The following is a 20,491-nucleotide window of genomic DNA, read 5'->3' on the forward strand; positions in this document are numbered from 1 at the left end:
GCGGCCCTGTTTGCATGGTTCCCATCGATGTCCGCTCTGCCGGAATACAAGGAGAACCGTGTCTGAGACCGTTCCCGACTACCCCATGAAACGCGAGGCGAGCTGCCCGTTCGCCCCTGCGCCCGCGGTACGCACGAGGACTCGCGCGGAATCGATCGGGCAGGTGCGGATCTGGGACGGCAGCACCCCGTGGTTCATCACCCGGCACGCCGACCAGCGCGCCTTGCTCAACGACCCGCGGCTGAGCATCGACGAGAAACGCCCTGGCTATCCGCACATGACCCGCGCCCGGGCGGCCGGCGCGCCGCATCACCCGCAACTGATCACCAACACCGATCCGCCGGAGCACACCAGGCTGCGGCGTACGGTCAACGCGCCTTTCATGGTCAAGCGGGTGGAGGCGTTGCGGCCGCGCATCCAGCAGGTCCTCGACGGGCTGATCGACGACATGCTCGCCGGCCCCCGCCCCGCCGATCTGATGCGGGCGATCGGGCTGCCGGTGCCGACCATGGTGATCACCGAGATCCTCGGCGCGCCGTACGAGGATCGCGAATTGTTCCAGACCACCAGCCACGTGCTGATCAGCCACGACTCCACGCCGGAGCAGGCCGCGGCGGCAGGCCGGCAGCTCGGCGGCTACCTGGCCGGCCTGTTCGCCGAGAAGATGGCCGCGCCCGGCGACGACGTCATGTCCGAGATGGCCGGCAAGGTCAAGGCCGGTGAGATGACCTCTGCCGAGGCGCTGAGCATGTCCAGCGCCATCCTGATCGCCGGGCACGAGACCAGCGCCAGCATGATCTCGCTGGGCACCCTCGCGCTGCTGCGGAACCCCGGCCAGCTCGCCCTGCTGCGCGAGCGCGGTGACGACCCCCGCTTCGTGGCGAACGCGGTCGAGGAACTGCTGCGCTACCTGACCATCGTGCACAGCGGCATCCGGCGCATCGCCGACGAGGACATCGAGCTGCACGGCAAGACCATCCGGGCCGGCGACGGGGTGATCTTCGAGCTCGCCGGGGCGAACTACGACGAGAGCGAGTTCCCCGAGCCGGACCGGCTCGACCTGACCCGGCCCGCCCGCCAGCACCACGCCTTCGGCTACGGCGCGCACCAGTGCCTCGGCCAGTCCCTCGCCCGCGTCGAACTCCAGGTCGTCTACGGCACCCTCTACCGCCGGATACCCACCCTCGCGCTGGCCGTGCCGTTCGAGGAGGTGCCGTTCGCGATGGAAGGCGTCGCCTACGGCCTCAAGTCGCTGCCGGTCACCTGGTAAGGAGCTGACATGCGGATCGAATTCGACGAACCCAAGTGCGTCGCGGCGGGCCAGTGCGCCATGGTTGCCCCGGACGTGTTCGACCAGCGGGACGAGGACGGCGTCGCGATCGTGCTGGAGCCGGCCCCCGGCCCCGAGCACCAGGACGCGGTGCGCGAGGCGGCGGCCGTCTGCCCCGCCGCGGCGATCCGGCTGGTCGGCGAGTGAACCGGATCGTCGTCGTAGGCGCCTCGGCCGCCGGCCTCGCCGCTGTCGAAACCCTGCGCCGCGAGGGCTTCGACGGCACACTCACGCTGGTCGGCGAGGAGACCCATGCGCCGTACGATCGGCCGCCCCTGTCCAAACAGATCCTGGCCGCCCAATGGGACCCGGTCCGGCTGGCGCTGCGTACGCCCGATCAGCTGGCCGCACTGCGCCTGGATCTCCGGCTCGGCGCGACGGCCGCCGGGCTGGACCCGGGCGCCCAGCGGGTGCGGCTGGCCGACGGCGAGGCGCTGGACTACGACGGGCTGATCATCGCGACCGGAGTGCGGCCCCGGCGGCTTTCCGGCCCGGGCGCGCACGTGCTTCGTACGGTCGGTCAGGCGCTCGCCCTGCGCGACCGGCTTCGTCCCGGCAAACGCCTGGCGGTCGTCGGCGCCGGGTTCCTGGGCGCCGAGGCCGCCGCCGTGGCCCGCGGGCTGGGCTGCGTCGTCGTCCTGCTCGAGCCGGCGCCGGTGCCGCTCGCCCACGCGGCCGGCGTCGATGTGGGCCAGATGATCTCGGACCTGCACCGGGCGCACGGCGTGGACGTACGCACCGGCGTCGCGGTCTCGGCGGTGGCCGACGGCGGCGTCCGGCTGGCCGGCGGCGAGCTGGTCGAGGCCGACGAGGTGCTGGTCGCCATCGGTTCCCGGCCCAACACCGAGTGGCTCGACGGCAGCGGCCTGACGCTCGACGACGGAGTGCGCTGCGACCAGTACTGCGCGGCCGCGCCCGGCGTGTACGCCGCCGGCGACGTTGCGCGCTGGTTCAACCCGCTGTTCGGCGAGTCCATGCGGATCGAGCACCGCACCAACGCCGCCGAGCAGGGCATGGCCGCCGCTCGCAACCTTCTCGGCGCCGCCCGGCCGTTCGCGCCGGTTCCGTACTTCTGGTCCGACCAGTACGACCTGAAGATCCACGCGTACGGCCACCTGCGTGGCCACGACACCGTCGCGATCGTCGAGGGCGACCTCGCCGAGCGCCGCTTCCTCGCCGCGTACCGCCGGGCCGGCCGGCTGGTCGGCGTGCTGGCCGCCGGTATGCCGCCCAAGACCCTCCGCGCCTGGCGTACGGCCATCGCCAATGGCGCCCCGTCCGCCGTCGGCGAAGGAGTGCCGTCATGACCGGCCCGGACGTGATCGTGGTGACCGGCGCGGGCGGGATGGGACTCGCCGTCGCGCGCCGGATCGGCAGCGGCCGGGCCGTCATCATCGCCGACGCCGTCCGCGATGCCCTCGACAGCGCCGTCGCCGCCCTTCATGCCGGCGGGTACGACGCCCGCGGGCACCTCACCGACGTCTCGGATCCTGTCGCCGTGACCGATCTGGCCAAGGCCGCCTCGGCACAAGGCCGCCTCGCTGCCGTCGTGCACACTGCCGGGGTCTCCGCGGGCCACCTCGACCGTCGAGCAGATCATGCGGGTCGACCTCGTCGGCACGGCACACGTCATCGACGCCTTCGAACCGGTCGCCACGCACGGCACTGCCCTGGTGTGCGTCGCCAGCGTGGCGGGGCACCACGCCATCCTCACCCCCGAGCAGGAGCGGCAACTCGCCACCGCGCCCACCCGCGACCTGCTCGCCCTCGACACGGTCAACGCGGTCACCGACCCGATCGCCGCCTACATCCTCGCCAAGCGCGTCAACCAGGTGCGCGTGCAGGCGGCGGCGCCGGCCTTCAACGGGCGCGGAGCCCGGATCAACACCGTCAGTCCGGGCGTCATCGCCACCGCGATGAGCCGGGCCGAGGCCGAATCGCCGGTCGGCGGGCACATGATGCGCACCCTGCGGGCGTGCGGCATCGGCCGTACCGGAACGCCTGGCGAGATCGCCGAGGCGGTCGCCTTCCTGACCGGCCCCGACTCGCTCTACATCACCGGCACCGACCTGCTCGTCGACGGCGGCCAGGCCGCCTGGCTGCGCTGGCACCGGCCGCAACTGTGAGGTTTGGAGGAACGATGACCGACGCCCCGAACTACCCGTTCGCCCAGCCGGCGGCTCTTGAGCCGCCACCCGAATGGGCGCAACTGCAGGGCGAGTGCCCCGTCTCCCGCATCCGGCTGGCCAGCGGAGACGAGGCCCTCCTACTCACCCGGTACGACGACGTCCGCGGCCTGCTCGCCGACCCACGCTTCACCCACCACCTGGACAAGCCCGATGCCGGGCGGATCGCCGATTCGGACAGCGGCGGCGTGTTCAACGACCCCGGCGCCTCCGTGTCGTTCACCAGCGGCGAGGGGCACCTGCGATGGCGGCGGATGATGAGCCGGTCGTTCACCGCCAAGCGGGTCAACGGCATGCGCCCGGAGATCGAGCGGATCGCGAACGAGCTGATCGACGCCATGGTGGCCGCCGGCCCGCCGGCCGACTTGACATCCGGGCTCGGCTTCCCGCTGCCCGTCTTCGTCATTTGCGATCTGCTAGGCGTCCCGGCCGGCTACCGCGACCGGTTCGCGCACTGGTCCGACGCCATGCTCAACCTCACCCGGTACCAGCAGGACGAGCTGGACGCCGCCGCCGGCGAGTTCGAGGAGTTCATGGTGGCCCACGTACGAGTCAAGCACGAGACGCCGGGCGACGACCTGCTCAGCGAGCTCGCGGCCGTGGTGGACAGCCAGGACGGCCGCCTGACCGAGGCCGAGCTGGTGGCGACCGCGCAGGGCCTGCTGGTGGCCGGCCACGAGACCACCGCCAACATGATCGGCAAGATGGTGGCAATGCTGCTGGCCGACCGCTCCCGCTGGGAACGCCTGCTCGCCGACCGGTCGATGATCCCGAGCGCGGTCGACGAAGCGCTCCGCTTCGACGCCAACCCGGGCTTCGGCGTCCCGCGCTATGTCTCCGAGGAGTTCCCGGTCGGCGACCGGGCGATCCCGGCGGGCAGCACCGTGATCACCAGCCTGGGCGCGGCGAACCGGGACCCGTGCGCGTTCGCCGACGCCGGCGAGATGGTCCTGGACCGCCGGCCCAATCCGCATCTGGCCTTCGGCGCCGGCCCGCACTCCTGCCTCGGCCAATCGCTCGCGAGAGTCGAGCTGCAAACCGTGCTCGGCGTGCTACTCGACCGGCTACCCGGCCTCGCGCTCACGGCTCGCCCGGACGAGCTGCGCCGCCGCGAGGGCCTCATCGTCGGCGGCCTCGAGGAGTTGCCGGTGCGCTGGTGACGGCCTCGGCCGAGCCTCGCTACCCGGCTTTGTACGGCCCTGGACTTCTTGCCCGGCTATGGCCGTGCTGGAAAACGAAGGGTTCCGGCAGCTCTTCCTCGGATTCTCGCACCGGTCAGCCGGCCGGACATCTGCCGGCAGGCGTTCCACCGCCTGGGCCGGTCGGCGGCGTCCATACATCGGCGGGATTGGCCACAAACATCCGCCGACTACGCCACGCAACCACACGCGGAGACAGCGGCACCGGATTTACCGAAAGTAGTGCGTCGGATCAAGGTCAGCCAATGACCGAAGTATCCGCCACGGCGGAATACCCGAGACTGGTTTCCGCGGCCCGATGCCGTGCAAACGAGTGGTCAACACGGTCCACCGCAGTCACCATGACGGCGTGGACACGAACGGTTTTATCCGCGACGGCTATGCCGTGCTCCGCGGCGCGTTCGACGCGGACACGGCCGCCGCGTGCCGACAGAGTATTTGGGATGCGTTGGCAACCCACGGAGTACGGCCCGATGACCGCAGCACTTGGACCCGGCCGTCGATCCGTATCGACACCCCGGACGGTGAACCCTTCCGCGCCGCCGCCGTGTGGCCGGCGCTGCATGCCGCCTACGACGAACTCATCGGTGCGGGCCGCTGGACCGCACGTTCCGGCGTCGGCGGCACTGTGCCGGTGCGCTTTCCGTCCGAGCAGTACCCCGGCGACGTGGGCTGGCACATCGAGGGCTCCTGGTGGGGCGGAACGGAGTACTGGGCCAACGTGTTCTCCAGGGCACGCGGTCTGCTCGCCCTGTTCCTCTTCTCCGACGTAGGCCCGGACGACGCGCCGACGAGACTCCTTCTCGGCTCTCATCGCTATGCCGCGGCGGTCCTGGCCACCCGGGGCGATGCCGGCATGCCCGGCGGTGACGTACCCGATCTGCTTCGACCGTCCACCTTCTGCCGGACCACCGCCGAGGCCACCGGAGCCGCCGGCGACGTCTATCTGTGTCATCCGTTCATCGTGCATACCGCCACCTGGCCACACCGCGGCACCCAACCGCGCATGATCGCGCAACCGGCCATCCACGTCGCCGATGGCTTCGCGCTCGACGGCACCGACCGGTCACCGGTCGCGCAAGCCATCGTCGAAGGAATCGCCGACACAAGTCAGCTCCGGCTCCGAACATGAACTGCCCACTCCGGCATACCCGGCGGCGCTGCACAGTTCTGCGGCAGAGAACGCTCGACGTGCTGCTCGCGGACGCGTCCAGCCCGTTCCGACGAGTCAGGCAGCTCGGATCTCGAGCGCATCCGGCGGTGGGAACTCGTCTGGGTCCGTCTCGTCAACGCCGACCCACTCGATACCGCCAAGGACCTCTCCGTGTCGAGGATCCTCGATCGTGTATAGGAATAGGCCGCTTTGCGAGGCACGAACGGGTGGTCGCGCGTCCATCTGGTGATCTTCCCATCGGAGAACGAAATTCAGCATCCGCATCTGTCGCTGCGGCGGGGGTCGATGGTGAGCGAACACAGCATGACGGTGGTACGGCTGGACGAGATTTCCGCTATCGAGCGTGAGCGGACGGCCAGCGCTGTGCAGAGCCTTCTGGTCACGCGCGGTGTGATCGTTCCCAACGATCGTCGTGACCAGCTGTGGCAGCCCAGTACTTGGAAGCCCGGCCCGGAGGCCGCAACGGTCGTCGAGCCCACGAGTTGGTTCGACGGCTTCCTGCAGACCGCTGACAACGGCGTCGACATCAGCGTCGACCGCGACGCCTACCACCCGGTCGAGAACGACGAAGCGCCACGCTGCCCGCGTTGCGACGCCGAGGCGCCGGCGGACTACACAGAGTCCTACGCCGAATGGTTGGAGGCGTGGATGGTCGAAGGGCACGAACCGTCGTTCTCCTGCGGCTCGTGCTATCGGTCGACTCCAGTAGGCGACTGGAACGGTCGGTTCAGCGTGCTCGTCGGCGCTCCAGCGGTGACCTTCCTCAACTGGCCACCGATATCGCACGGCCACCTAGCCGAGCTACGCGACGCACTCGGCGGCCGCACCGGAATTGTCTCCAGCCACTGGTAACGCATCCACCGCGTTATCGGACGGTCTTCCCGACGCTTGATGATGATCGAGGCCCCGCCCTAGCCGTTCCTCCTCACCCCGGGAGGGCGGCCGCGGTGACGCTGGAGAGGGAGGCAGCCCGTTCGAGCCGGGCCGGGGCGGGCTTACCAGCCCACACGAGCTGCGATGCGTGGTGCACGGGCTGGGTGGCTGCGTCCGTCCGGAATTGGCGCGATGCACCCGGTGGTGCTGGCCGGTGGACCCATCATCGCCTCACTACGGTGGTCGGGTGCTGGTTTGGGTGGCGTCGTTTCCTCGTTCGGGCAATACCTTCCTGCGTATCGTTCTTCGCCGCCGCTACGGCTTGTTGACCTCGGTCGTCTATGACCACGACGGCGTTGCCGAGCGGGTGGGCCGAGACCTGGTCGGTTACACCGACCGGCCCGGCACGCTCGCCGAGATGCGTGCGGGCTCCGACCTGCATTTCATCAAGACCCATCGGCCGTACGGCGGTGAGGTGCACCCGGCCGACGCGGCTGTCTGCCTCGTTCGGGACGGTCGCGATGCGCTGGTTTCGTGGGCTCGGATGCTCAGCGAGGACCAGCCCGCGCGTTTCCCGGCCGAACTGCGGCGGCGGATCGAGGCCGCCGACGGTCGTGGCAGCGGAAGCTGGGGTGCCAACGTCCTGAGCTGGGTGCGACGGCCGGCACCGCACCGAGTGGTGCTGCCCTACGCCGAGCTGATCGCCGATCCGGTCACCGCGGCCGACCGAGTCATGGCCGTGGTCGCGCCGGACCTCCGGCCGGACGGGGACGCCGCAATTCCCGGCTTCGCCGAACTGCGTACGGTCGATGCGGGTTTCTTCCGTCGCGGCAAGGCCGGGAGTCACGCCGACGAGTTCCCACCCGATCTGCTCGAGTTGTTCTGGTCGCGACCCGACAACCGGAAAGCGATGAGGCTGCTCGGCGCGATGTGACCAGCGAGACGATCTGTCCGCGGACTCGCTGAGTCATGCCTGGCTCAGGTCGATGACGTTCCCGTCGGGATCGCGAACACAAGAGGTACGGGGTTTCCAAGCGAAATCGGCCGGCGGATGCACCTCGACACCGCCGGCGTCGATGGCCCGGTCGTGGGCGGCGTTGAGATCCGCGACGAGCAACCCGAACCGCGTGCCGCCGTGCTCGGACCCCGCTTGATCACACTCCTCCAACGTGATCAGGAAAAACCCGTCGCTGCGGTACGTGCCGAACTGCAGCGAAGAGATCGACTCGTTGAACACGACGTCGAACGCGGCGGTGTAGAACCCGGCCGCCGCCCGCACCTCGGCGACCTTGATACGGATCTGCACGGGGCGCACGGTCAGCGGTGCGGGCATCGGGGTTCCCTTCTCGATGAATTCGTCGACGGCGGCGACCCGCTGTGACACCTCGCGGACCTGAGCGATCAGCCGATCGCGGTGCGCCTCCAACGCTGACCGCACCTGCCCTGCCGGCCGGCCCACCATCGCGCGCACCTCGTCGATCGGAACGCCCACCGCGCGAAGGCCGCAGATCAGGCGAGCGTCGTCGAGCTGGCCCCGGCGGTAGCGCCGGTAGCCGGTGCCGGGATCGACTCGAGCCGGTTTGAGCAGCCCGATCTCGTCGTAGTGGCGCAGCGCGGGGACGGTCAGGCCGGTCGCGGCAGCGAACGCACCGATGTTGAGCAGATCATCACCGTTCACCCGCCAAGCATCGAGCCTCAGGCCACAGGAGAGTCAACTTCACAGCGGGGGAAGCTCAACACAGCGGGCACTGGCTGCGGCGAGAGGGCTACGCGCCCCGGCAGTTCTGGCGCGGAGCGCAACCGACGAAGTAACGACCGGCGACGGGGATGACGGCAGGCGCCATGGCCTGCCGTCATCAAAGGGCCGTCAGCACGCGTTCGGGACCCAGGAGCACTCGACCTCTTCGCCGTTGCGGGTGACCACGTGGGGCCTGATCTCGACGCTGCTCAGTTTGCGCTGCATCAGGGTGGACGACTGGCCGGGGCCCGAGCTGGCCAGCGCGACGGCGGCGCGGTCCAGGATGTCGGCGACGCTTGCCGTGGCGGAGTTGGAGACCGAGGAGAAGACGAGCGTACGGCCGGATTTGTCCTTGACGTAGCCGGACAGGGCGTTGACGCCGCTCAGCGTGCCGGTCTTGCCGTGCAGGTTCTCGGCCGCGGGGGTGCCGGTCATCCGGTTGCGGAGCGTGCCGCCGATCATCGGGTTGGGGTCGCCGGCGATCGGCAGCGCCGCGTACCAGGTGGCGAACCACGGACGCTTCTGCGCGGCGTTGAGCAGGGCGGCGATCTGGCCGGGGGTCAGCCAGTCGCGGCGGCTCAGGCCGGAGCCGTCGCCCATGGTGATTTTGCTGGTGTCGACGCCTAGCTGCTTGAGCGCGGCGGTGGAAGCGGCGAGCCCGGTGGACCAGCTGCCCGCCGACCCGGGCGTGCGGGCCCGGCCCATCGCCTTGGTCAGCAGCTCGGCGTGCCCGTTGTTGGAGAGCTTGAGGAACGAGGGCAGCAGCTGGCCGAGCGTGATCGAGGCGTGGTCGGTGATCGTCGTGGCGGTCGCCGGCGTCGCCCCGGTCGTGGTCGCGCCGGTGACCGTGACGCCGTGCCGCTTGAGCGCGTCGCGGAACACGCCGATCGCCAGCTTGGTCGGGTCGGGCACCGCGACCAGGCTGGTGTGCGCGGTGGCGAGCTTGAGCGGGGTGGAGCCGGTCACCGTGATCGTGTTGCTGCCGTGCGCCCGGGTCGCGGTGACCGTGTCGGCCGAGCCCGCCGCGCCGGTGACGGTGTTGTTGACGATCGTGACGACCGAGTTGGCCGGCGTCACGGCCAGCACCCCGGCCTTGCCGGCCGCCGCGCCCGGCTTGTCGACGATCGCGAGGGAGCCGGTGTCGTTGTTGGTGTCGGCGGCCACGGTCAGCGCCGAGATCGGCGCGTTGTCGAAGTACGTCTCGTCCTGCCACGACCAGTCCAGCCCGAGCGGCACGTGGTCGAACCACGAGTCGTCGGCGACCAGGGCGCCGGTCACCTTCTTGACGCCCCCCTTGGCGACCGCGGCGGCCAGCGCGTCGAACTGCGCGTACGTCATCGTCGGGTCGCCCTGCCCGTGCAGGTAGAGGTTGCCGGTGACGGTCGAGCCGGTGCGCTTGCCCGAGTAGCGGGCCACGGTGTGGAACTGGTAGCCCGTGCCGAGCACCTCCAGCGCCGCCGCCGAGGTCATCAGCTTCTCGTTGGACGCCGGGATCACCCGCTGGTCGGCGTTGTGCGAGTAGATCACCGTGCCGGTGGCGCCGTCCCGCACCTGCATGCCGGTGGTCGACCCGGCCAGCCGCGGATCGCCGAACACCTGGTCGAGGGTGGCGACCAGGGCGGCATCCGAGGTGGTGTCGGCCGATGCGGCGTTCACCGCGGACAGCGCGAACGCGGTGCCCGCGGTGGCCACCGCGGCAACGGAAACGACGGCGAGGGTACGGCGCGATAGACGCATGAAGCTCCGCCAAGCGAGAAGATGGTCAATGGGCGGCGGCTATCCTCGCACAACACCTCGCGGCGTGGGGGGCGGCTTCTTACGGCCGGATCGCGGCGGCGTAGAGGACCTGGTGGTAGGTGCCTCCGCCGGGTGGCGCCGAGGAGACCGCCCAGGTGGCGTAGAACCGGCCGCGGGAGGCCGCCGTTCCGATGTAGTCACCCGGGAAGGCGCCGCCGGCCTGCGCGGCGTACTGCAGGTCGGAGACGGGACCCAGCCGCACCTGGCCGCGGAAGGACCGGCCGGCGTCGTAGGAGACGGCCGCCTGCTGCTGCACGTACCGGCCGTCGGCCACGGCGCTGTCGCGGACGCCGTAGGAGACCAGAACCTTTCCCAGGTACGCGGCGACGTCCGCGTTGACCACCTGCGTGGTGGCGGTGCGCTCGCGGTTGACGGTGACCGGCGGGCTCCAGTGCACGCCGTCGGCCGACGAGGAGGCCTGCAGCAGCGACAGGTCGGTGGACTGCCAGACCGCGTGCATCCGGCCGGTGACCGGGTCGATCACGGCGGAGGGGAGGCAGCAGCGTACGCCGGGCACGTCGCCGCCCACGTCGGTGGTCAGCGTGACCGCGGCCGACCAGGTACGGCCGCCGTCGTGCGAGGTCTGCGCCCGCAGCGGCACGCCCGGCTCGGCGGCCGGGGCGGCGGCCCGCGCCTCGGCGCCCTCGCGCTCCCGGTCCGGCTTGCGCCCGGTGCCGGTGAAGTCCAGGTAGACGTCGGTGATCGAGCCGTCCGGGTGCACGAGCGCCTGTGACCCCTGGCTGTCGGTGACGTCGGGGGTGACCACGGCCATGTCGCTCCAGGTCCGTCCCCGGTTGTCCGACCAGCGCACCACCTGCTGGGCGGTGTCGCCGACGAAGAGGCTCCAGAACTGGTAGACCCGGCCGCGGTACGGCGAGCGGGGGCTGTCGTCCACGGTCAGCCAGTTCTTGTCGTTGAAGATGTTGCAGTCGTTGGTGGCCTGCGCGGTCGAGGGCGGCCCGAAGGTGGCGCCGCCGTCGAACGAGCGGGAGACGAGCACCACGCTGTGGCAGTCGGTGGCGCTGCTGTTGAGCGCGATCGTGGACAGGTAGAGGACGCCGCCGGGTCCGAAGGCGAGCACCGGGTCCGAGGCGCGGTCCCACGCGCCGCCGGCGGCCGTGGTGATGAAGGGGACCGGCGCGTGCCGCCAGCTGCGGCCGCCGTCGCGGGTCCAGGCGTGGGTGATGCCGACCGCGCCGCCGTCGGGGTATCGCCCGTCGTGGCCGACGACGACCGCGACGTCGGGATTCCGGGGGTCGGCGGCGACGTCCGGCTCGACCAGCGTGTCCGGTTCCGAGCCGGGTGCGGCCGGTATGTCCTGGCTCGCGGCCTGGCGCAGGGCCAGCACCGCGGGGGCTGGGCTCGCGGGGGCTGGGCTCGCGGGGTCCGGGCTCGCGGGGCCCGGCGGCGCGGCGCTCGCGGCCGGCGCGAGGGCCAGGGTCACGGAGATCGTCAGGGCGGCGGACAAGCCGCCAAGAATGGTCGCCCGGACCGGATACATCGGACCTCCCACAGACATCGACGTCCGTGAGCGTCACACTGGCACACTCGCCGGGCCGTCGCAAGGTTCGGCTCCGCGAACCGGGGGAACGAGCGAGCTCGTGGTGACCGGTCAGGCCCGTACCGGAAACCGGTGGCGGACGGCGGCGGTCCTGCTGCTGTGCCTGTCTCCTCAACACCGCCGCGCAGCTCGGCACGGCGCTGGGCATCGCCGCGATTTTCGCGCCGGCTCGGACGACCGCCGCGGCCGGCTGGGCCCTTTCCGGCTCCCATCCGGGGGGCTGCGCGCCGTGATCCGCTGGTGCTGCGGCGCGGTCCTCGCCGCCGCGGGCGCGATCGCCCTAGGGCGTGCGGGTTCGAGGCGGCCGGTGGGCGCGCTCGGCGCGTAGCGCGATCTCCAGCTCGAACCGTACGTCGCTGTCCCGGAGCTGGTCGCCGAAGAGGCGGTCCAGCTGGCGCAGGCGGCGGCGGACGGTCTGCGGGTGCAGGTGGAGGCTGGCCGCCACCGCGTTGGCGTTCATGTTGTGCTGCAGCCAGGCGAGCAGCGTGTCGGCGAGCGGTTCGCGCTGGTTCTCCCGGATCGCCGCCAGCGGGCGGAGGCGGCGTTCGACGACCGAGTCGAGCAGCGCCTCGTCCTGGAAGATGGTGAGTTCGGCCAGGTGGTTCTCGCACCAGATCAGCCCGTTGCCGGCGATGATGCCGCGGGCGGCGAGGTCGAGGGCCCGGCGGGCCCAGCGCAGCGAGTCGGGCGCCGCGGCCGGGGGCACGGCCGGGCCGACGGCGAGGCGGTAGCGGCGCAGCCCGTTGACGATCAGGCGGATCTGGGCGGGGCTCTGCGGGTCGGGGACGATCAGCGTGGGCTCGGCGCGGTCCAGGCCGGAGAGCACGTCGGGCGGGAGCATCGGCGGCGTCGCGGTCACGGCGGCCGGCTCGAACGCCACCGCGGCCAGCTGCCGGGGCATCGGCCAGCGGGCGGCCAGGGCCGCGGCCGTGACCGCCTCCTCGCCGGCCGGCGGGTCGGCCACCAGCAGGTCGAGCAGCCGCCGGCGGCGCCGGTCCAGCACGCCGACCTCGGCCGCGGCGGCCTCCGCGTACCCCGCGGCGGCGGCCTCGGCGAGGGCGTCGACGTGGCCCCAGATCGCGTCGGCGAACGAACCGGTGGCGGTGGGGCTCAGCGACTGGGCCTCGGCGAACTGCACGACGTGCCGCAGGCCGATTCGGCCGCCGACCCGGATGGCCGCCTGCAGCGCGTCGAGACTGCGGCCCTCGCGCATCTCGCCCGCGCCGATCGCCCGGTAGACGTCCCGCCACGGGGTGTCGTCGCGCTTCTCGAGGATGCCGAGGAAGCCGCGCAGGGCCTGCTCGACGCCCGCCCGGATGGTGCGCCGGTACGTCTCGTCGGCGGGCCTCGCGTACTCGGGAATGGTTTGCTCGATGGCGAGCATCGTGGCCTCGACCAACTCGTCGATGTCATGACGAAGGTTCGCCGCGGCCAGCCGCAGGATCCGGCCGATCGGCACCGGCGTCATCATCTCAGGCGTGCCCATGGCGCTCCTTCGCAGGAGAAGATCGCTGGTGGGAGACCGGTCGCGTCGCGGATTATATCCACGAACGTCATCACATTTAAACCGGCCGGTAACATTGTCACCCGGTTGACAACATCGCCGCCGAACAGGCTCAGCCGCGCGCGATCCACCACCCCCGCTCCCGTCATTACGGTCCCCTCAGCTCACCCTGGAGGGACCCATGACGCCGCTGCTCGACCGGATCGCCGACCACGCCCGGCTCCGACCCGGCTCGCCCGCGTACACCTTCGTCGACTTTCTCGGCGCCGACGGTGACCCGCGGGTGTGCACCTGGGGCGAGCTGTACGAGCGGTCAATCCGGCTGGCGCAGCGCCTGCGCCGGTTCGTCGTGCCGGGCGAGCGGGTCGCCGTCCTCGCGCCCTCCGGCCTCGAGTACGTGCTGGCCCTGGTCGCCTCCTGGTACGCCGGCGCGATCGCCGTGCCGCTGTTCGCGCCCGGCCTGCCGGGCCACGCCGAGCGGCTCGCCGCCTCCTTCGCCGACTGCGACCCGTCCGTCGTGGTCACCGTGGCGGCCTGCGCCGCCGAGGTGCGCGCCTTCGTCGGCGGCTCCACCAAGATCATCATCGCCGACGAGGCAGCCGCCGGGCCGGCCGACGCGGACACCGGCTGGCGGCCCGGCCCCACCGAACCGGACGACGTCGCCTACCTGCAGTACTCGTCCGGCTCGACTCGGCTGCCGGCCGGCGTCGAGATCACCCACCGCAATCTCACCGCCAACGTGGACCAGCTCGTCGGGACGCTCACCGGCGGCCGTCCGCGGATCACCGGGGTGAACTGGCTGCCGCTCTTCCACGACATGGGCCTGCTGGCCAGCGTCGCCGTGCCGCTGCGGGCCGGCACCGACGCCGTGCTGTTCGACCCCGTCGCCTTCCTCATGCAACCGGCGCGCTGGCTGCGGCTGCTCTCCGGGCGGGCGGACGCGTACACCGCGGCGCCGAACTTCGCGTACGACTACTGCCTGCGCCGCCTCGAGCCGGCCGACCTCGACGGCCTGGACCTGAGCGGGGTCTTCCTCTGGCTCAACGGAGCCGAGCCGGTCCGGGCCGCCACCCTGGACCGGTTCGCCGAGCGGTTGTCCGGCGCCGGCCTCGACCGGCGGGCGCTCTGCCCGGCGTACGGGCTGGCCGAGGCGACGGTCTACGTGGCCGGCCACGGCATCGACCGGCCGCCGCGCGCGCTCGCCGTCGACCGGGACCGCCTGGCGGCCGGCGAGGCGGTGCCCGCCGACGACCCGGCCGGGCAGTCCGTGCTGGTCTCCTGCGGCCCGCCGGCCGGCCAGGAGGTCGCGATCGTGGACCCGGCGACGGGTGAGCCGCTGCCGGACGGCCGGGTCGGCGAGATCCGGGTCCGCGGCGCGAATGTGGCCCGCCGCTACTGGCGGCGCGAGGAGATCGGCGGCTGGCTGCACACCGGCGACCTCGGCACCCTGCTCGACGGTGAGTTGTTCGTGACCGGCCGGCTCAAGGACCTGCTGATCGTGGCCGGCCGCAACCACTACCCGCAGGACGTCGAGGAGACCGTCGGCGAGGCCGCCCCGGAACTCGGCCGGGCGGCGGCGTTCACGATCACCGTCGACGACCAGGAGAAGGCGGTCGTGGTGGCGGAGCGGTCCCGCTCGGCCGGCGAGTGGCACCCCGACCAGATCACCCGCGCGGTGCGGCAGGCCGTCTGGCGGCGGCACGACCTCGCCCTGCACGACCTGGTCCTCGAGGAGCCGGGCGCGATACCCCGTACCACCAGCGGCAAGGTCTCCCGGACCGCCTGCCGGAACCGCTACCTCGAGGAAAAGACCATGGCGGCCCAGGATGCGTGACGAGCTGCCGATCGGCGACGCGATCGCCGACTGGGTGTTCCGCCGCTACCAGGTGGAGCCCGACCGGAACACCCCGCTGGTCGAGCTGGGCGTGTCCTCGGTGGACGCGGTCGAGCTCGCCGGCCGCCTCGAGGCCCGGCTCGGCCGGCCGGTGTCGCCCACCCTGCTGTGGGAGCACCCGACGATCAGCGCCATCGAGAAGGCCCTCACCGACCCGGACGAGGAGATCCTCGACGAGGAGCGGCCGGCGGCCGGCGGCCCGATCGCCGTGGTCGGGCTCGGCTGCCGTTTCCCCGGCGGCGCCGACGGCCCCGAGGAGCTGTGGCGCCTGCTGCGGGAGGGCCGGGACGCCGTGCGTACCGTCCCGGCCGGGCGCTGGCACCGCACCCCGCCCGGCGACGCCGCGACCGACGGCGGCTTCCTCGACGAGGTGGCCCGCTTCGACGCCGAGTTCTTCGGCATCGCGCCCGGCGAGGCCCGGCTGATGGACCCGCAGCAGCGGCTCCTGCTCGAGGTCGCGTGGGAGGCGCTGGCGCACGCCGCGCTCGACCCGGCCGCGCTGCGCGGCACCCGGTCTGGCGTCTACGTCGGCATCTCGGCCGGCGAGTACGCCCACCGCACCACCGCCGACCTGGCCGCGGTGGAGGGCTGGACCGCCACCGGCGCCGCGCTGAGCATCGCCGCGAACCGGCTCTCCTACCTGCTCGACCTGCGCGGCCCGAGCCTCGCGGTGGACACCGCCTGCTCGTCCTCGCTGGTCGCCATCCACCTGGCCGCCCGCGACCTGCGGGCCGGGGAGACCGACCTGGCCCTGGCCGGCGGCGTCAACCTGATGCTGGACCCGGCGCTCACGGTGGCGTTCGGCCGGGCCGGCGGCCTCGCGGCGGGCGGGCGCTGCCGGCCGTTCTCGGCCGAGGCCGACGGCATCGTCCGGGGTGAGGGCGGCGGCGTGGTGGTGCTCAAGCGCCTGGCCGATGCCGTACGCGACGACGACCGGGTCCTGGCCGTGCTCCTGGGCGGCGCGGTGAACTCGGACGGCCGCTCGAACGGCCTGGTCGCGCCCAACCCGCACGCGCAGGAGGCGCTGCTGCGGCGGGCGCTCGCGGACGCCGGGGTGGACCCCCGCGAGGTGGACTACGTGGAGGCGCACGGCACCGGCACCCCGCTCGGCGACCCGATCGAGGCCGGCGCGCTGGCCGCCGCGTACGGGAAGGACCGGCCCGAACCGCTGCTGATCGGCTCGGTGAAATCACGCCTCGGGCACCTGGAGGCCGCGGCCGGCGTGGCCGGCTTCATCACCGCCGTCCTGGCCCTGCACCACGGCGTCGTGCCCGCCACGCTGCACGCCGATCGGATCAATCCGCGGATCCCGCTGGACGACTGGCGGCTGCGCGTGGCCACCACGGCCCAGGCCTGGCCGGTCCGCACCCGGCCGGCCCGGGCCGGGGTCTCCGCCTTCGGCTTCGGCGGCACCAACGCCCACCTGGTCCTGGAGGCGGCACCCGCCCGTACGCACACCGCCGGCTCGGTCCGTCCGGCGGTGTGCGTGCTCACCGACCGCGACCCGGAACGGGTCCGCGCGCAGGCGGCCCGCCTCGCCACCGGCGCCGATCTCGACCCGGCCGCGCTGAGCCACACGCTGAACCGCCGGGGCGAGCGCGGCCCGGCCCGCGCCGCCGTGGTGTGCGGCGACCCGGAGACGCTCACCATGGCCCTGGCCGCCGCGGCCGACGGCCGGTCCCATCCGCTGCTCGCCACCGGCGCCGGCCACCGCGCGGCCGAACCGGGCGTCTGGGTCTTCGCCGGCTACGGTGCGCACTGGCCCGCCATGGGCCGTCACCTGCTCGACCACGAGCCCGCGTTCGCCGCCGCGATCGACGACCTGGCGCCCGCCTTCCACGCCGAGTGCGGGTTCGACCTGCGCACGGGCCTGTGCGACGCCGGCCCGCTGCCGGTCGCCCGGGCGCAGCCGGTCACGTTCGCCCTGCAGGTGGCGCTCGCCGCGCTCTGGCGGGAGCACGACGTGCGGCCGGCCGCGGTGATCGGCCATTCGATGGGCGAGGTGGCCGCCGCCGTCGTGGCCGGGGCGCTGTCGCCGGCCGACGGCATCCGGCTGATCAACCGGCGGGCCCGCCTGCTGTCCCGGGTCGGGCCGGGCGCGATGGCCGTCGCCGAACTGGCCGAGGAGGAGTTCGGCGAGCTCGCCGCCGACCTGCCCGAACTGTCGGTGGCCGTGGTGGCCGCGCCCGCGCAGCTCGTGGTGACCGGCGGGCCGGCCGCGGTGGCGGCGCTCGCCGACCGGGCGGCCGCGCGCGGCCGGGCCGTGCGCACGGTGACCACCGAGGGCGCCGGGCACTCGCCCGCGGTCGACCCGCTGCTGCCGGACCTCCGGGACGCGCTGCGTGACCTGCGGCCGCGCGCGCCGCGGGTGCCGTTCTACTCGACCGTCGCCGCCGCGCCGGCGACGCTCGACGCCGGGTACTGGGCGGCCAACCTGCGCTCTCCGGTGCGTTTTGCCGATGCCGTACGCCGGGCCGCCGCCGACGGCTTCGGGATGTTCGTCGAGATCTCGCCGCATCCGGTGCTGGTACGCCCGCTGCGCGCCACCCTGGCCGCGGCCGGGGTGACGGACGCGCTGGTGACCGGCACCCTGCGCCGCGACGACCCGGATGCCTTCCCGCGCGCGCTCGCGACGCTCTGCGCGCACGGCCACCGGCCGCCGCCGACGCTGCCGTCCCGGATTCTCGACCTGCCCGCGCCCCCGTGGCGGGGCGAGCGGCACTGGATCGAGCCGCCGGCCGTTCCCGAGCCCGAGGCCCGCCCGGCGCTGACGACCGCTCTGCTCGGCGTGTCGTGGGAGGAGACGGACGCCCCGCCGTCGGCCGTCGAACCGGACGCCACCGACCTGGTCCTGATCGCGCCCGAGGCCGGCGCGCTGCCCGATCCCGCCGCGGCCCGGCGGTTCGCGGCCGAGGTCTTCGCCGCGGCCGGCGATCGTCGGCTGTGGATCGTCACGCGCGGCGGGGCGGCGGTCACGCCGGGCGAGCCGGGCCAGCCCGACCTGGCCTGGGTTCGTGGCCTCGTCCGCACGCTCGCCTTCGAGCAGCCGCTCACCCGGGCCACCTGGCTCGACCTCGACCCGGCCGAACCGCCGGACATCCAGGCCGGGCGCATCGCGGCCGAACGCGCCGCCGACCCTGCGGACGACGAGATCGCCTGGCGGGACGGCCGCCGCTGGGTCGCCCGCCTGACCGCCCGCCCCACCCCGGAGCGGCGGTCCGGGCCGCCCGTCCGCCGCGGCGCGGCCTACCTGATCACCGGCGGCTACGGCGGGATCGGGCTGCGGGTGGCGCGCTGGCTGGCCGGGTCCGGCGCGGGCCGGCTCGTGCTGGCCGGCCGGTCGGGACCGTCCCCGCGCGCGGCCGCCGAGATCGACGCGCTGCGCCGCTCCGGTGTGGACGTCCGCGTCGTGCTCGGCGACCTGGCCGGGGGCGACACCGCCGCGCGCCTGGTCGAGGCGGCCGGCGACGACCTGGCCGGCGTGGTGCACGCGGCCGGTGTGCTGCACGACGGCCTCGCCGCCCAGGTGAGCCCGGCCGACCTGGCCCGGGTCTGGGCGCCGAAGGTCGAGGGCACCTGGCGCCTGCACACCGCCGTCGTCGACGCGGGCCCGGAGCTGGACTGGTGGCTGACCTTCTCCTCGGCGGCCGCGCTGCTCGGCTCGCCCGGCCAGGCCGCCTATGCCACCGCCAACGCCTGGCTGGACGCGTTCGCCGGCTGGCAGCGGGCGCACGGCGTCCCCGCTTCGGCGCTCGGCTGGGGAACCTGGGCGGAGGTCGGCGGAGCCACCGGCGTACGGCTGCCGGGTTTGACCCCGATCGGAGCGGAAGAGGGCATCGCGGCCCTGGCCACCCTCGCCGCCCGGCGGCCGGTCACCGCCGGAGTGCTGCACTTCGACCGGGCGGCCGCTCTTGCCGCCTTCCCCGAGGCCCGTCGCCTGCCGTTCTTCGGCGACGTGGCCGGCGTGGAGCAGCCAGCGGTTACGGTGGCCGGGACCCTGACCGAGCGGCTCGCCGGGCACGTCCGCACCGTGCTCGGCCTGGCCGAGGTGCCGGGGGACGTGCCGCTCACCGATCTGGGGCTCGACTCGCTGGCCGCGATCCGGATCAAGAGCCTGGTCGAGGCCGAACTCGGGCACGCCCTCCCGGCCTCCGTCCTGGTCCGCGGTGCCACGTTGGACGACATCACCGGGGTGGTGTCCAAGAAGACCCTGGGCGCCCGGGATGCTGCCGAGCGGGCCGCGATCCGGCTGTTCGGAACCGTCGACGACATCGAGCAACCGGCCCCCGAAGGCGAGATCGAGCGCATCGCCGAGGCGGCCCGCCGCGAGTTCGGCGTACGCGTGGATCTGCGGGACGATCCGACGCCGCGCGCGCTCGCGGTGCACCTCCGGGCCGCCGAGCAGGCGGCGGTCGACGCCGCCGGACCCACGCTGACCCTGCGCGCGACCGGCACCGGACCGCCGCTGTTCCTGCTGCACCCGGCGGGCGGCAGCACCTTCGTCTACCGCGGCCTGGTCGACCTGCTCGACGAGGGCTTCCCGGTGTACGGCCTGGAACGGCTCGCCGACGGCGGCCCGGTGGAGGAGCGGGCGGGCCGCCACGCCGCGCTGATCCGGCGGATCGCGCCGGCCGGGCCCTACCGGCTCGGCGGCTGGTCGTTCGGCGGCGTGCTCGCCTACGAGGTCGCCCGGCAGCTCGCCGCGGCCGGCGAGGAGGTCGCGGCCCTGGCGCTGATCGACGCGGGCCTCCCGGTGCCGATGCCGGCCGAGCGCGCGGCGGAACTGCTCACCGAGCGGTTCGCCGGGTTCCTGACCTACCTGCGCGAGACGTACGACGTGCCGCTCGGGATCGAGCCCGCCCGCCTGCGCGAGCACGACCCCGACGAGCAGACCCGCCTGGTGCTCGCCGAGCTGACCGGGCCGGGACTGGCCGACCGGCTGCCACCGGCCGTGCTGCGCCACCAGATCGACTCGCACTGGGACACCCGCGCGCTCGACGACTACCGGCCCGGCCCGTACGGCGGTCCGGTCACCCTCTACCGCTGCACCCGGCCCACGCCGTGGGCCGTCCGCGATCCCCGCTACGAGCACGACGACCTGGCCCGCGGCTGGGACCGGTGCTGCACCGGCCTGCGGATCGTGCCGGTCGACGGACACCACCTCAACCTGCTGGACCCGCCCGCGGTCGCGGCGATCGCGGCGGACCTGCGTCGGCTGCTGTGAAAGGAGTCATG

At 73.2% G+C, this 20,491-nt stretch carries 14 protein-coding genes; 10 read left to right on the forward strand and 4 right to left on the reverse strand.

All coding sequences use genetic code 11. The annotated features are described in order from the left end of the window. Positions 1-58: 58 nt before the first annotated feature. The 8 genes from IH26_RS0102245 to IH26_RS0102280 all read left to right on the forward strand — a co-directional run bounded on the left by IH26_RS0102245 (position 59) and on the right by IH26_RS0102280 (position 7,696). Positions 59-1,270, forward strand: coding sequence for a cytochrome P450 (locus IH26_RS0102245; protein ID WP_030434398.1), 1,212 nt, complete (start codon positions 59-61; stop codon positions 1,268-1,270). Between the two features lie 9 nt (positions 1,271-1,279). Continuing rightward, the gene (locus IH26_RS0102250; protein ID WP_030434399.1) at positions 1,280-1,477 is read left to right on the forward strand and encodes a ferredoxin; all 198 of its coding nucleotides are present in this window, start codon (positions 1,280-1,282) and stop codon (positions 1,475-1,477) included. Further along, a complete protein-coding gene (locus IH26_RS0102255) occupies positions 1,474-2,637 on the forward strand; it encodes an NAD(P)/FAD-dependent oxidoreductase (protein WP_030434400.1) in 1,164 nt (387 codons plus the stop codon). The genes IH26_RS0102250 and IH26_RS0102255 overlap by 4 nt, the downstream gene beginning before the upstream one ends. A 291-nt stretch (positions 2,638-2,928) precedes the next feature. Beyond that, complete coding sequence (locus IH26_RS61945; RefSeq protein ID WP_211268550.1) at positions 2,929-3,456, forward strand: SDR family oxidoreductase; 528 nt, start codon at positions 2,929-2,931, stop codon at positions 3,454-3,456. Positions 3,457-3,470: 14 nt separating this feature from the next. Continuing rightward, complete coding sequence (locus IH26_RS0102265; protein WP_030434401.1) at positions 3,471-4,676, forward strand: cytochrome P450; 1,206 nt, start codon at positions 3,471-3,473, stop codon at positions 4,674-4,676. Between the two features lie 388 nt (positions 4,677-5,064). Beyond that, complete coding sequence (locus tag IH26_RS0102270) at positions 5,065-5,847, forward strand: phytanoyl-CoA dioxygenase family protein (protein WP_030434402.1); 783 nt, start codon at positions 5,065-5,067, stop codon at positions 5,845-5,847. Between the two features lie 267 nt (positions 5,848-6,114). Beyond that, positions 6,115-6,741, forward strand: a complete 627-nt coding sequence (locus IH26_RS0102275; RefSeq protein ID WP_030434403.1) for a hypothetical protein — start codon at positions 6,115-6,117, stop codon at positions 6,739-6,741. A 268-nt stretch (positions 6,742-7,009) separates the two neighbouring features. Next, positions 7,010-7,696, forward strand: coding sequence for a sulfotransferase family protein (locus IH26_RS0102280; protein WP_030434404.1), 687 nt, complete (start codon positions 7,010-7,012; stop codon positions 7,694-7,696). A 33-nt stretch (positions 7,697-7,729) separates the two neighbouring features. On the opposite strand, the gene IH26_RS55350 is transcribed toward IH26_RS0102280, so the two are convergent. The 4 genes from IH26_RS55350 to IH26_RS0102300 all read right to left on the reverse strand — a co-directional run bounded on the left by IH26_RS55350 (position 7,730) and on the right by IH26_RS0102300 (position 13,344). After that, entirely contained in the window at positions 7,730-8,440 is a 711-nt protein-coding gene (locus tag IH26_RS55350) for a MerR family transcriptional regulator (protein WP_051807286.1), read from the reverse strand. A gap of 189 nt (positions 8,441-8,629) precedes the next feature. Further along, positions 8,630-10,237, reverse strand: coding sequence for a D-alanyl-D-alanine carboxypeptidase/D-alanyl-D-alanine endopeptidase (gene dacB / locus IH26_RS0102290; protein WP_030434406.1), 1,608 nt, complete (start codon positions 10,235-10,237; stop codon positions 8,630-8,632). Between the two features lie 79 nt (positions 10,238-10,316). Further along, on the reverse strand, positions 10,317-11,798 hold the full coding sequence (locus IH26_RS0102295) for a sialidase family protein (RefSeq protein ID WP_030434407.1): 1,482 nt from the start codon (positions 11,796-11,798) through the stop codon (positions 10,317-10,319). Positions 11,799-12,138: 340 nt separating this feature from the next. After that, positions 12,139-13,344 (reverse strand): PucR-like N-terminal domain-containing protein, encoded by a 1,206-nt coding sequence (locus tag IH26_RS0102300; protein WP_051807289.1) that lies wholly within the window; start codon positions 13,342-13,344, stop codon positions 12,139-12,141. Positions 13,345-13,543: 199 nt separating this feature from the next. Here IH26_RS0102300 and IH26_RS0102305 point away from each other — a divergent pair, with 199 nt between their 5' ends. Both IH26_RS0102305 and IH26_RS55355 read left to right on the forward strand, forming a co-directional pair. Then, positions 13,544-15,196, forward strand: a complete 1,653-nt coding sequence (locus IH26_RS0102305) for a fatty acyl-AMP ligase (protein WP_051807291.1) — start codon at positions 13,544-13,546, stop codon at positions 15,194-15,196. Then, complete coding sequence (locus IH26_RS55355) at positions 15,189-20,480, forward strand: type I polyketide synthase (RefSeq protein WP_051807293.1); 5,292 nt, start codon at positions 15,189-15,191, stop codon at positions 20,478-20,480. The genes IH26_RS0102305 and IH26_RS55355 overlap by 8 nt, the downstream gene beginning before the upstream one ends. The last annotated feature ends 11 nt before the right edge of the window (positions 20,481-20,491 follow it).

This window comes from Actinoplanes subtropicus (genome assembly GCF_000721705.1).
Lineage (GTDB): Bacteria > Actinomycetota > Actinomycetes > Mycobacteriales > Micromonosporaceae > Actinoplanes > Actinoplanes subtropicus.

What these genes read in the sequence shown, in the direction of transcription:
- IH26_RS0102250 (WP_030434399.1), top strand. Translation starts at nt 1,280, where the DNA reads ATGCGGATCGAATTCGACGAACCCAAGTGCGTCGCGGCGGGCCAGTGC.
- IH26_RS61945 (WP_211268550.1), top strand. Translation starts at nt 2,929, where the DNA reads ATGCGGGTCGACCTCGTCGGCACGGCACACGTCATCGACGCCTTCGAA.
- IH26_RS0102265 (WP_030434401.1), top strand. Translation starts at nt 3,471, where the DNA reads ATGACCGACGCCCCGAACTACCCGTTCGCCCAGCCGGCGGCTCTTGAG.
- dacB (WP_030434406.1), bottom strand. Translation starts at nt 10,237, where the DNA reads ATGCGTCTATCGCGCCGTACCCTCGCCGTCGTTTCCGTTGCCGCGGTG.
- IH26_RS0102295 (WP_030434407.1), bottom strand. Translation starts at nt 11,798, where the DNA reads ATGTATCCGGTCCGGGCGACCATTCTTGGCGGCTTGTCCGCCGCCCTG.
- IH26_RS0102300 (WP_051807289.1), bottom strand. Translation starts at nt 13,344, where the DNA reads ATGGGCACGCCTGAGATGATGACGCCGGTGCCGATCGGCCGGATCCTG.
- IH26_RS0102305 (WP_051807291.1), top strand. Translation starts at nt 13,544, where the DNA reads ATGACGCCGCTGCTCGACCGGATCGCCGACCACGCCCGGCTCCGACCC.
- IH26_RS55355 (WP_051807293.1), top strand. Translation starts at nt 15,189, where the DNA reads ATGCGTGACGAGCTGCCGATCGGCGACGCGATCGCCGACTGGGTGTTC.